This is a genomic window from Sphaerisporangium sp. NPDC049003 (assembly GCF_043197795.1).
Taxonomy (GTDB): Bacteria; Actinomycetota; Actinomycetes; order Streptosporangiales; family Streptosporangiaceae; genus Sphaerisporangium.
Genome location: NZ_JBICTU010000005.1, coordinates 279,344 through 291,733, shown reverse-complemented (window position 1 = coordinate 291,733; position 12,390 = coordinate 279,344). Strand labels below are relative to the sequence as shown.

Below are 12,390 nucleotides of genomic sequence, written 5' to 3'. Positions count from 1 at the left end.
CGTGAATTTAATCCGGGGATAGGCGTTGCGCCCCCGTTTCGGGCGTGTTACCACTGCTTCACGCCAGTGCGATGCCGGGCAGGGCCGTACGGCAGGTCTTCACTCCTCCTCCAGATGGAGATCCGCATGCCCTTCCCAAGATCCAGGCTGGCCCTGCCCCTCGCCCTGCTGCTGGCAGGGGTGGGGCTGGGTGTCGCTCAGGCCCCGGCCGCGCAGGCGGCCGGCGAGACCGTGAACATCTGGCTCACGACGACCTCCGACTCGGGGGGCCGCACGGTGACCAGGGGCCTCCAGCAGCAGGCGCCCGTGGCGTTCGCGGCCACCAGCCCCTCGGCGTCCCAGACGATCACCGTCAACGACAACACCACCTACCAGCAGTTCGAGGGCGGCGGCGCGTCGTTCACCGACACCGCCGCCTGGCTGATGAACAGCAGCGGCGCGCTGAGCGCGAGCACGCGCACCGCCGTCATGCAGAAGCTGTTCGACCCGAACAACGGCATCGGCCTGAGCTTCGTGCGCAACCCCATGGGGTCCTCCGACCTGGCCCGGTCCAGCTACTCCTACGACGACACGTGCTGCGACCTGACGGGGTTCTCGATCAACCATGACCTCGCCGACGTACTGCCCCTGACCAAGCAGGCCAAGGCGCTCAACCCGGCGCTGAAGATCATGGCCTCGCCCTGGAGCTCGCCGGCCTGGATGAAGGACAACAACGCCTGGAGCCAGGGCTGGCTGCAGTCGCAGTACTACGGCATGTACGGCGAGTACTTCGCCAGGTACATCCAGGCCTACCAGGCCCAGGGGGTGCGCATCGACTACGTCTCGCCGCAGAACGAGCCCACGTGCTGCGCCGGGTACCCGTCGATGAACTGGAACACCTCCGGCCTGCAGTACTTCATCAAGAGCGCACTGTGGCCGGCCTTCCGCAGCGCGGGGATCACCACCAAGACGCTCGTCAACGACTGGAACTGGGACGCCTACAACACCTGGGCCGCCCCGCTGCTGGCCGACACGGCCATCCGCAACGACCCGCTGTTCGGCGGGATCGCCTGGCACGGGTACGGCGGCGACGTCACCACGCAGACCACGGTACACAACCAGTATCCGCAGGTGAACGCGTACATGACGGAGCACTCGGGCGGCAACTGGATCCCGGACCAGCAGACCGAGGACATGAACAATTTGATCGACTACACCCGGAACTGGGACCGTAGCTGGGTCAAGTGGAGCCTCGCCGTCGACCAGAACCAGGGCCCGCACAACGGCGGGTGCGGCACGTGCACCGGCCTGATCACCGTCCACAACGGTGACGCCCGCAGCGGACAGGTCGACTACACGATCGAGTACTACACCATGGGCCACCTCACCAAGTTCGTGAAGCCCGGGGCGTACCGCGTCGACTCCACCGCCAACTCCTCGGTGAAGAACGTGGCGTGGAAGAACCCGGACGGGTCGAAGGCGCTCATCGCGTACAACACCACCGGGAGCACCCAGTCGGTCAAGGTCAACTGGGGCGGCCAGTCGTTCACCTACAGCCTGCCCACCAAGACCTCGGCCACCTTCACCTGGTCGGGAACGCAGTCGGGCGGCGGCACCGGCGGCAAGGCCATCACCGGCTACGGCGGCAAGTGCGTCGACGTCGCCGGGGCGAGCAGCGCGAACGGCACCCAGGTCCAGCTCTACACCTGCAACGGCAGCGCCGCCCAGCAGTGGACCGTCGGCACCGACGGCACCATCCGCGCCCTCGGCAAGTGCCTCGACGTCAACGCCGCGAGCACTGCCAACGGCACGAAGGTCCAGATCTACGACTGCAACGGCAGCGCGGCCCAGTCGTGGAGCTTCAACGCCGACGGCACCCTCCGCGCCCTCGGCAAGTGCCTCGACGCCACCGGCCCCAGCTCCGCCGACGGCACCCCCCTGCAGATCTGGGACTGCACGGCGGCGGCGAACCAGAAGTGGACCCTGCAGGCCTGAGCGCCCACGCCAACGCACCCCTTGACTCATGGTGGCCCACAAGCGTTAAATTCGGGTCGTGAAATAAGAAAGAACCTTTCCTGTAGGCCGGGGCTGCCCACCCGGCCCGCAGGAAGGGAGCCGAGGAACCCGCCCGCCACCCCTTCTTCCACTGCTTATTTAAAGCTCTGACCTCTAGGAAGAGGCACCCCCCGATGAATCCCGAACGCTCTGGCTCCTCCCGCCTCCGGCTGCTCCTGGGCGCCCTCGTGGCCGCCCTCGCCCTCGTCCTGACCGGCCTGTCCCCCGCGTGGGCCGCCACCGGCCAGATCACCGGCTACGGCGGCAAGTGCGTCGACGTCGCCGCGGCCAACAGTGCCAACGGCACCCAGGTCCAGCTCTACACTTGCAACGGCAGCGCCGCCCAGCAGTGGACCGTCGGCACCGACGGCACCATCCGCGCCCTCGGCAAGTGCCTCGACGTCAACGCCGCGAGCACTGCCAACGGCACGAAGGTCCAGATCTACGACTGCAACGGCAGCGCGGCCCAGTCCTGGACCGCCGGATCCGACGGCACCCTGCGCGCCCTCGGCAAGTGCCTCGACGCCACCGGCCCCAGCTCCGCCGACGGCACCCCCCTGCAGATCTGGGACTGCTTCGCGAGCGCCAACCAGAAGTGGACCCTGCCGGGCGGCGGCACCACGCCCCCGCCCCCGGCCGGCAAGATGCCCGGCGCGCCGTACCTCTACATGGGCTGGGGAAGCCCGCCGAGCGCCACCTCGGTGATGAGCGCCACCGGGGTCAAGTCGTTCACCATGGCCTTCATCCTGTCCGGCGGCGGCTGCAACCCGATGTGGGACGGTTCCCGGCCGCTGACCGGCGGTGTCGACGCGCAGACGATCTCGGCCATCAAGGGCGCGGGCGGCAGTGTGCAGGTCTCCTTCGGCGGCTGGTCGGGCAACAAGCTCGGCCCGAACTGCTCCTCGTCCTCCGCCTTCGCCGGCGCCGTGCAGCAGGTCATCAACGCCGTCGGCCCGGCCGTGGTCGACTTCGACATCGAGAACACCGACGAGTTCTCCAACTACACGGTCCAGGACCGCATCCTCGGCGGGCTGAAGATCGTCAAGCAGAACAACCCGAACGTCAAGATCGCCCTCACCTTCGGCACCGGCACCGGCGGCCCCACCGGAGACGGCATCCGGCTGATCAACCAGTCGAAGGCGCTGAACGTGCCCGTCGACAACTACACGATCATGCCGTTCGACTTCGGCGGCGGCGCCAACATGTACCAGAACACGGTCAACGCCTCCGAGGGCCTGAAGAACGCCCTCAAGAGCGCCTGGGGCTGGACCGACGCGCAGGCCTACGCGCACATGGGCATCTCGGGCATGAACGGCCTGTCCGACCAGTCGGAGGTCACCACCACCGCGATCTGGACCCAGATCCGCGACTGGGCCAAGTCCAAGGGCCTGACCCGGCTGGCCTTCTGGTCGGTGAACCGGGACCGCCCCTGCCCCGGCGGCGGCGTCTCGGAGACCTGCAGCGGCGTCTCCCAGAACAACTGGGACTTCACCCGCATCACTGCCGGCTTCTAGGCGGGAGGCCTCATGTCAGTGAGACATCCGGTCCCCGCCATCCTCGCGGCGCTGGCCACGATCGCCCTGTCCCTGGTGACGCCGCCCGGCGCGAGCGCCGCGACCGTCCCCTCCCTCGAAGCCACCACGACCTCCGCCCTGGCGGCGGCGGCCGTACCGACCGGCTGGACCACGGTGGTGAACAAGGGCAACGGCAAGTGCGTGGACGCGCGGGCCGCCGGCTCGGCCAACGGCACGGCGGTGCAGCAGTACGCGTGCAACGGCTCGGGCGCGCAACTGTGGCAGCTCCAGGCGACCAGCGGCGGCTACTACCGCGTCAACAGCAACCTCAACGCCGCCCAGGCGTGGGACGTCACCAACGTCTCGACGGCCGACAACGCCCCCATCCAGTTGTGGTCGTACTCCGGCGGCAACAACCAGCAGTGGCAGCCGGTGGAGGAGGCCGGTGGGTCGTACCATTTCGTGAATCGCAACAGCGGCAAGTGCCTGGACGTGCCCGCCGCCTCGACGGCGGACAGCGTCCAGCTCGTGCAGTACACGTGCAACGGAACGGCGGCCCAGTCCTTCACCATGGGAACCACCCCCCCGCCGGGCAACGGCCCGGATCTCGGCCCGAACGTCAGCGTCTTCGACCCGTCGATGCCGGCGTCGACCATCCAGAGCAGGCTGAACTCGGTGTTCAGCCAGCAGGAGACCAACCAGTTCGGCGGTAACCGGTTCGCGCTGCTGTTCAAGCCGGGCACCTACAACGTCGACGTCAACGTTGGCTTCTACACCCAGGTTCTGGGCCTTGGGCTTTCGCCCGACAACGTCACCATCAACGGCGGCGTGCACGCCGAGGCCGACTGGTTCCAGGGCAACGCGACGCAGAACTTCTGGCGCGGCGCCGAGAACCTCTCGGTCACCCCTCCCTCCGGCACCGACCGGTGGGCGGTCTCGCAGGCCGCGCCGTACCGCCGCATGCACGTACGCGGCAACCTCCAGCTGGACGACGGCGGGTGGTCGAGCGGCGGCTTCATCGCCGACTCCAAGATCGACGGCCAGGTGCGCTCCGGCTCGCAGCAGCAGTGGCTGTCGCGCAACGCCCAGTGGGGAAGCTGGACGGGTTCCAACTGGAACATGGTCTTCGTCGGGGTGACCAACGCGCCCTCCGGCAGCTTCCCCAACCCTCCGTACACCACGGTGGGCACGACCCCGGTCGTCCGGGAGAAGCCGTTCCTCTACGTCGACCAGGCCGGCGCCTACCAGGTCTTCGTGCCGGCGCTGCGCACCAACTCCCAGGGCACGACCTGGACCGGCGGCGCGCCGGCCGGGTCGTCCATCCCGATCGACCAGTTCTTCGTCGCCAAGCCGGGCAACTCCGCGGCCGACATCAACACCGCCCTCACCCAGGGCAAGAACCTGCTGTTCACCCCGGGTGTCTACCACCTCAACGACACGATCAGGGTGACCCGCGCCAACACCGTGGTGCTCGGCCTCGGCCTGGCCACGCTGATCCCCGACAACGGCGTCACCGCGATATCGGTCGCCGACGTCGACGGGGTCAAGGTCGCGGGGCTGCTCATCGACGCCGGCACCACCAACTCGCCGGTCCTGATGCAGGTCGGGCCGTCCGGCTCCTCGCAGAGCCACGCGGCCAACCCCACCTCGCTGCACGACATGTTCTTCCGGATCGGCGGAGCGGGGGTCGGCAAGGCGAGCCAGAGCCTGGTCGTCAACAGCTCCAACGTCATCGGCGACCACATGTGGCTGTGGCGTGCCGACCACGGCAGTGGCGTCGGCTGGAACTCCAACACCGCCGCCAACGGCCTGATCGTCAACGGCAACGACGTGACGATGTACGGCCTGTTCGTCGAGCACTACCAGCAGTACCAGACCATCTGGAACGGCAACGGCGGGCGCACGTACTTCTACCAGAACGAGCTGCCCTACGACCCGCCGAACCAGGCGGCGTGGATGAACGGCGGCACCCAGGGGTACGCGGCGTACAAAGTGGGCAACTCGGTCACCAGCCACGAAGCGTGGGGCCTCGGCAGCTACGCCTACTTCAACGTCAACCCCAGCGTGGTGGAGGCGCACTCGTTCGAGGTGCCGAACACCCCGGGCGTGCGGTTCCACAGCCTGGTGACGGTGTCCCTGGGCGGCACCGGCACCATCAGCCACATCATCAACAACACCGGAGGCCCGTCCAACTCCTCCACCAACGTCGCCAACCTCGTCAGCTATCCCTGATCGCGACCGGCCCGGAGCCCCTGGCTCCGGGCCACCACCATCCCGGCCGCCCGCGTCCACCGGACGCGGGCGGCCGCGTGTCCGGCGGCCGGAAGCGGCCGCCACCCGGGGGTGCCTTACTTCACGTCCTGATCTAACATGACCGCAGGCCGGGGGGAAGGAAATCATGGTCAGGCTCGAACGCAGGACGGTGCGCGACCTCCGGCGGGGAAACCGCGCGGCGCTGCTGCGCACCCTGTACTTCACGGGGCCGACCAGCCGCCACGAGCTCAGCGGGCTCACCGGCCTGAGCGCCGCCTCGGTCAGCAACGTCACCGGCGACCTGATCGCCGAGAACGTGATCGTCGAGGCGGGCCTGGTGGAGTCCGACGGCGGGCGTCCCCGGGTGCTGCTGCGCGTCAACCCGGCGTTCGGGTACGTGATCGGGGTAGACGTCGGCGAGACCCACGTACACGTCGAGCAGTTCGACCTCGACATGAACGAGCTGGCCAAGGCCGAGTACACCCTGCGCCCCGGGCGGCACGACGTCGACCTGGTCGTGCGGCACATCCTCGACGGCGTCGACACCGTGCTCGCCGCGAGCGGCACCGACCCCGCCGAGGTGATGGGCGTCGGCATCGGCGTCCCCGGCATCGTCGAGAGCGGCCCCGAGGCGCTCATCCACGCCCAGACGTTCGGCTGGGACGCGGTCCCGCTCGGCGCGCTCCTGCGCGCGGGCACCCCCCTGCCCCTGTACGTGGACAACGGCGCCAAGACCATGGGCCAGGCCGAGCTGTGGTTCGGCTCCGGCCGGGGGGCGCGGCACGCCATCGTCGTGCTGATCGGCACGGGGGTCGGCGCCAGCATCATCACCGACGGGCTCACCTACCGGGGCGCCAACAGCAGCGCGGGCGAGTGGGGCCACACCAAGGTCGCGGTCGGCGGGCGTGCCTGCCGCTGCGGGGCGCGCGGATGCCTTGAGGCCTACATCGGGGCGGCGAGCATCCTCGAACGTGCCGGGCTGTCCGCCGAGATGGCCCGCGAGCAGGCCACGCTGGCCGAGCTGGTGAGGTCGGGCGACCCGGTCATCGACGAGACGATCGACTACCTCGGCGCGGGCCTGGCGAACCTCATCAACCTGTTCAACCCCGAGCGCATCGTCATCGGCGGCTGGGCCGGGCATCTCCTGGGCCGGCACGAGCTGACCAAGATCAAGAAGGCCGTCGCGGAGAACTCCCTCTCCCAGCCGTTCGAGACGGCCTCCATCGTGCTCGGGCGGCTCGGCCCCGACGCGGTGGCGCTCGGCGCGGCGACGCTGGTGGTGGACGAGTTCCTGCTCGGCAAGGCCTCCTCCCACCGCCGGCATCCGGCCGCCATCTAGGCCGTCTCAGTCGGAGACCGAGACGCGGGTGCGGTGATGGCGGGGCGTCTCCACCTCGTCGATCACGGCGACCGCGAGGTCCGCGTACGACAGGTGCGGGGACTCGGGCCACGGCGGCGTGTCCCCTCCGGTCCGGTAGCGGCCAGACCTCGGGCCGCCGACGTCCAGCCCGGCGGGCGGGGTCAGCACGAGCCAGTCGACCGCCGCGCCGGAAGCGCGCAGCCTTTCCAGACCGGCGGTGTGCGCGAGGGCGAACGGCCGGAGCTCGGGGGAAAGGCCGAGGGATCGTCCAGCACCAGGCCGCCCCGGCCGTCCTCCAGGTTCGCGAACAGGCCGATCACGACGAGGCGCGGCACTCCGGCCTCGGTCATGCCGTGGACCAGGGCGTCCGAGGCCTTGACGAAGAAGCCGTCGTCGAGGCCGGCGCGGGCCAGGGCCTCCGGCCCCGAGGCCGGGGACACGGCGCTGACCACGGCGTCGTGGCCGCGGACGATCGAGGACATCTCCCCCGCGTCCGTCACGTCGCCCCCCACGACGGACACCCCGTCAGCCTCCAGGTGACCGTATCGGCCCGGATCACGCACGACCGCGGTGACGTGGTGGCCCCGGTCGCGCGCCTCCGCGGTGATGGCCCGCCCGGCCCTGCCGCCCGCTCCGAAGATGACGATGCCGCCCATTTCTCGCTCCGTTCCGGCTGTGCGTCTCACTGCCGAGCCAGACGGTATCCACGAGATACTGGTTACCTCAACGATACTTCGCTAGCCTCGGGCGCATGGCACGGCGACTGGATCCCGAGATGTTCGACCCCGTGTGCCCTTCCGGAGCCATGCCGATCCAGATCGGCGACAAGTGGACCGCGATGGTCGTGCTCTGCCTGGAGGACGGCCCGCGCCGGTTCAGCGAGATCCGGGTGCCGCTGCGGCGCGTCACGCCGAAGGTCCTCACCCAGACCCTGCGGGCGATGGAGCGCGACGGCCTGGTCACCCGCACCGCCTACGCCGAGATCCCGCCCCGGGTCGAGTACGAGCTCACGGCCCTCGGCCGCAGCCTGCTGACACTCATCGACGCCGCCCGCGCCTGGAGCAAGGACCATCTTCCCGCCCTGCTCGAAGCCCGCCACGCCCACGAGGCGTCGCTGTGACCGGCACGCTGCCCGGCATGGACGCCGGACTGCCCGGCATGGAGGCCGTGCCGTCGGGGCACAGGGTGGCGCCGCGCCGCGCCGCGGGCTACGAGATCGAGGACGAGCTGCGCGCCGCCGGAGCCGTGCTGATCGCCGGGGTCGACGAGGTCGGCCGCGGCGCCTGGGCCGGGCCGGTCGTGGTGTGCGCCGCCGTCACCGACCTGAGCCCGCCGCCCGAGCTGCTCGGACGGGGCGAGCGTCCCGTCCGGCTCACCGACTCCAAGCTGCTCGCGCGGGCGCACCGCGAGCGGTTCGCCGAGGTGCTGCCGGGCTGGCTGTCGTGTCACGCCATCGGCGAGGCGGGGCCCGGCGAGATCGATGAGGTGGGCATGACCGAGGCGCTGCGCCGCGCCACGCTGCGTGCGCTCGCGGCCCTGCCCCGGCGGCCCGACGTGGTGATCCTCGACGGCGGGCACGACTTCCTCGGCAGGCCGTGGCGGGTGCGGTACGAGGTCAAGGCCGACCAGCGCTCGGTGACCGTGGCCGCGGCGTCGGTGCTGGCCAAGGTGCGTCGCGACGGGCTGATGGCGGCCCTGGCCCCGGCCCATCCGGCCTACGGGTTCGACGTCAGCGCCGGCTACCCATCCCCCGTCCACCAGCGGGCCCTGGCGGAGCACGGGCCGACGCCCCACCACAGACTGTCGTGGTCGTACCTCGATGATCTGCCCCAGTGGCGGCACCTCAGGAAGCGCCGCGACCCGCTCGCCGGGTCGGGCCAGCTCTCGCTGCTCTAGCCCGCCGCCGGGCCGTACGCCCCGGCACACGGGGTCCTCCGCACACGGCACCTCGCCGGGCCCTCCGCACCCGGCCCTTCGCCGGGTCACCCGCACGTGGCACCTCGCCGGGTCACCCGCACGCCTCACCGCGCGGGGATGGGCTGTCCCCGCGCACCGTCGAGCGGGAAGTCGGCGAGCAGGGTCGTGCCGCCGCCCTGGGGGCTGATGATCTCCAGCCTGCCCCCGAGCGCCTCGACGCGGTCCCTCAGCCCGATGAGCCCTGACCCGTGGCCGGGGTCGCTTCCCCCTATCCCGTCGTCGTGGACGCGGAGCTCGACCGCGATGTCCTTCATCTGAAGATCGACCTCCACCACCGACGCGTGCGCGTGCTTGGCGACGTTCGTCAGCGCCTCGGACACGATGAAGTAGATGGCCACCTCGACATGCTCGGACAGGCGCCGGACATCGCGCATGCTGAGCTCGACCGGGACCCCGGAGCGGCGCGCGAGCGTCTTGACGGCGGGCTCCAGGCCTCCCACCGAAAGGATCGCCGGGTGCAGGCCGCGCGAGAGCTCCCGCAGGTTCTCGACGACGTCGTCGAGCCCTTCCCCGGCGTGCTCCAGGCGTTTCCTGAGCTCATGCGCGCCGGGCGGGACGCAGAGCACCGCCCGGCGCAGTTCGAGCCCGAGGGAGACCAGATGCTGCTGCGTCCCGTCGTGGAGATCGCGCTCGATGCGGCGGCGGGTGTCGTCGGTGGCGGCGACAACCCGGGCCCGGGAGGCCGCCAGCTCGGCCACGCTCTCGGCATTGGCGATCGCGGTGGCGACGAGGTCGGTGAAGTCGCGCATGCGGGCCTCCGCGTCGCCGGGCTGCGGGACCACCGACATGGCGATCGTCGCCCCCCACAGCCGTCCCTGGACCACGATCGGGCAGCCGACCGCGCAGGCGAGATCATGGCCCCGCGCCCACTCGGACAAGCCGCCGACGGCGGACCCGTCGAGCGCGACCCGTCCCGGCCGCCCGGTGCGTGCCACCAGCTCGGCGACACCGCCCTTCCCGACCGGCCAGCGGGAGCCGAGACGCGGCGTGGGGTCGAGACCGCCGCCACCGTTCCAGAGCCCGACCAGGGCCATCGTGCCGTCGATCTCGAACCGGGTCACCGCGATGAGCTCGGCCCTGACGATGCGGCTCATCTCGCTCGCGACCGCCTGGAACAGCTCCTGCGGCGAGGTTCCCCGGGCCACGAGCGTCGCGACGCGCCGCAGCGCGGCCTGCCGTTCGGCGACCCGGCGGAGCTCGTCGTGAATGGCTTCCAGGGCGTTGCCGATGGCCTCGCGCTCGCGTGCCGCGCCCAGCAGCCCCTCCAGGGAGGGCACGATGCGCCTGTGCAGGCGGCGCAGGGTCCCCTGGGGCAGCCCGCTCGGGACGACGAGCGTGCCGAGGACGGTGGCGCCCTCGCGCAGCGGGAACACCGTGTGGTGCTCGTCGGCGGCGGCCATCCCGAACTCGATGGAGGCGGAGGGGAGGTCGAGTGCCTGCGCCAGCCGCCGGGAGGCCTCCGGGAGCGCCGAGCGCAGGTCACGGGCGCGCAGCAGGAAACGGGCCTGGTCGGCGGCGAGATCGGCCTCGTTGCGGCGTTCGCTGACCTCCGCGGCCGAGGACCGGGCCAGCCCGGTGATGGAGCTGGCCAGTAACGCGACCACGAGGAAGGTCGGGAGGATCACCAGCTCGATGCCGTCGTCGACGGGCCACAGGACGAAGTAGTGGAAGACGACCGCGCTGACCAGCGCGGTCGCCACGGCCAGGCCGAGGCCCCAGATGGTCGCGGTCACAAAGACGCCGATCAGGTAGATCATGCCCAGTGAGGTGACGGGCGCGACCTGCTTGATCAGATAGGAGAGGACCGTCTCGACCACCACGCACGAGACGCCGACCATGATGCCCAGCACGAGAGGCGGGCGCGTCGTGCGCAGCAGAGGCGACAGCATGCCTTCGCGCACGAGACCAGTTTACCCGTCGCCTGAAATGTGATCGACACGCGTCTGTGCTGGTCAATGCGTGTTCAAGGCGATTTCTTGCCGTTACGCCGGGGTGGCCGCGCACCACCTGGACGTACGCTTGGCGGAGATGACGCGGTGTGACGAGGCGATTCCGGGACTACGGGACCATGGACGGACGGGGTACGCGCATAGCTCTGGCGGAGGACGACGTCCTGCTTCGCGAGGGCATCGCGAGCCTGCTCGAAGGGGCGGGATACGACGTCGTGTGCCAGGCAGGCGACGCCGCGGAGCTGCTGGAGTCGACCCGCGAGCACCGGCCCGACATCGTGATCATCGACATCCGGATGCCCCCGACATGTACCACGGAGGGACTCGAAGCGGCGCGCGAGATCAGGGAGCGGTTCCCCGAGGCGGGTATCCTCCTGCTGTCGGCGCACATCGAGGTCGAGGACGCGATGGGGCTGCTCTCCACCGGTCACCGGGTCGGCTACCTGCTCAAGAACCGTGTGACCAGCGTGAGCGACTTCGTCGAGACGATCGAGCGCGTCAAGGCCGGTGACTCGGTCGTCGATCCAGCCCTGGTGCGGGAGCTCTTCGCGGCGCGCCGCAGGGAGGACCCTCTGGAGCTCCTCACCCCGCGCGAGCGCGAGGTGCTCGCCCTGATGGCGGAGGGACGTTCGAACGCCGGCATCGCCCACCAGCTCTGGATCACCGAGGGCACCGTCGAGAAGCACGTCCGCAGCATCCTGTCGAGAATGCGGCTGCCGGAGACCGAGGACGACCACCGGCGGGTCCTCGCCGTGATCACCTTTCTCGAATCGCGCTGATCACCGTGCCGGCATCACCCCGCCTGCGGTGATCACCCTTCTCGCGGCGCGCTAGCCGCGCCCCTCGCCCACCGCCCGGAGGACGCTCCGGATGGCGCTTCCCGACAGGCCGGACTTCGGCAGGAACGCGACGGCGGCGCTCGTGGCGATCATCTCGGAGAAGTCGTTCTCCGCGTACGTCGAGATCAGGATGACCGCCGGACGCGTCTCGCGGGCCGACTCCAGGAGCCGCCGCACGAGCTCGAACCCGCACTCCTCGCCGAGACCGATGTCGACGAGGGTGACGTCCGGCCTGAGCTCGTGGAAGCGGCGCAGCGCCTCGGCGACCGTGGACGCCACGCCGACGACGCTTATCTCCTCACGTTCGAGCAGGTCGCGAGCGGCCACGAGGAACTGGGCGTTGTCGTCGACGATCAAGCATTGCACTGACACATCTCAAGGATTCCAGCGAGGGCCGCTCCAGGGCATTGCTGCTGGCTGCCATATGAGCACCCCGGTGGCGTGAAGGCGGGCTGGGGGCTGGC

Annotated in this window: 11 protein-coding genes; 7 read left to right on the top strand and 4 right to left on the bottom strand. The window is 70.3% G+C overall.

All coding sequences use genetic code 11. From position 1 onward, the window contains the following. Positions 1 to 126: 126 nt before the first annotated feature. From ACGFIV_RS07820 to ACGFIV_RS07805, 4 genes are all read left to right on the top strand, one after another. On the top strand, positions 127 to 1,974 hold the full coding sequence (locus ACGFIV_RS07820; protein WP_392832969.1) for a ricin-type beta-trefoil lectin domain protein: 1,848 nt from the start codon (positions 127 to 129) through the stop codon (positions 1,972 to 1,974). A 194-nt stretch (positions 1,975 to 2,168) separates the two neighbouring features. Then, positions 2,169 to 3,548, top strand: coding sequence for a ricin-type beta-trefoil lectin domain protein (locus ACGFIV_RS07815; protein ID WP_392832966.1), 1,380 nt, complete (start codon positions 2,169 to 2,171; stop codon positions 3,546 to 3,548). Positions 3,549 to 3,560: 12 nt separating this feature from the next. Beyond that, entirely contained in the window at positions 3,561 to 5,780 is a 2,220-nt protein-coding gene (locus ACGFIV_RS07810; RefSeq protein WP_392832963.1) for an RICIN domain-containing protein, read from the top strand. A gap of 166 nt (positions 5,781 to 5,946) precedes the next feature. Then, positions 5,947 to 7,140, top strand: a complete 1,194-nt coding sequence (locus ACGFIV_RS07805) for an ROK family protein (RefSeq protein ID WP_392832960.1) — start codon at positions 5,947 to 5,949, stop codon at positions 7,138 to 7,140. A 6-nt stretch (positions 7,141 to 7,146) separates the two neighbouring features. Here ACGFIV_RS07805 and ACGFIV_RS07800 read toward each other — a convergent pair whose 3' ends face one another. Together ACGFIV_RS07800 and ACGFIV_RS07795 are read right to left on the bottom strand one after the other, a co-directional pair. Further along, positions 7,147 to 7,329 carry a hypothetical protein gene (locus ACGFIV_RS07800; protein ID WP_392832957.1) on the bottom strand — a complete coding sequence of 61 codons (183 nt, stop codon included), beginning with the start codon at positions 7,327 to 7,329 and terminating at the stop codon, positions 7,147 to 7,149. Then, on the bottom strand, positions 7,323 to 7,817 hold the full coding sequence (locus ACGFIV_RS07795; protein ID WP_392832954.1) for an NAD(P)-dependent oxidoreductase: 495 nt from the start codon (positions 7,815 to 7,817) through the stop codon (positions 7,323 to 7,325). Before ACGFIV_RS07795 ends, ACGFIV_RS07800 begins: the two co-directional genes overlap by 7 nt. A gap of 95 nt (positions 7,818 to 7,912) precedes the next feature. On the opposite strand from ACGFIV_RS07795, the gene ACGFIV_RS07790 reads away from it, so the two are divergent. Then, positions 7,913 to 8,281: a helix-turn-helix domain-containing protein gene (locus tag ACGFIV_RS07790; RefSeq protein WP_358558624.1), complete on the top strand. Its 369-nt coding sequence runs from the start codon at positions 7,913 to 7,915 to the stop codon at positions 8,279 to 8,281. Between the two features lie 38 nt (positions 8,282 to 8,319). Next, complete coding sequence (locus ACGFIV_RS07785; RefSeq protein WP_392833055.1) at positions 8,320 to 9,057, top strand: ribonuclease HII; 738 nt, start codon at positions 8,320 to 8,322, stop codon at positions 9,055 to 9,057. Positions 9,058 to 9,182: 125 nt separating this feature from the next. Here the strand turns inward: ACGFIV_RS07785 and ACGFIV_RS07780 are convergent, their stop codons facing one another. Further along, entirely contained in the window at positions 9,183 to 11,039 is a 1,857-nt protein-coding gene (locus ACGFIV_RS07780) for a DUF4118 domain-containing protein (RefSeq protein ID WP_358558622.1), read from the bottom strand. Positions 11,040 to 11,176: 137 nt separating this feature from the next. Between ACGFIV_RS07780 and ACGFIV_RS07775 the strand changes: the two genes are divergently transcribed. Continuing rightward, positions 11,177 to 11,866: a response regulator transcription factor gene (locus ACGFIV_RS07775; protein ID WP_358558620.1), complete on the top strand. Its 690-nt coding sequence runs from the start codon at positions 11,177 to 11,179 to the stop codon at positions 11,864 to 11,866. Between the two features lie 51 nt (positions 11,867 to 11,917). Here ACGFIV_RS07775 and ACGFIV_RS07770 read toward each other — a convergent pair whose 3' ends face one another. After that, entirely contained in the window at positions 11,918 to 12,298 is a 381-nt protein-coding gene (locus ACGFIV_RS07770) for a response regulator transcription factor (RefSeq protein WP_358558618.1), read from the bottom strand. Between the last annotated feature and the right edge of the window lie 92 nt (positions 12,299 to 12,390).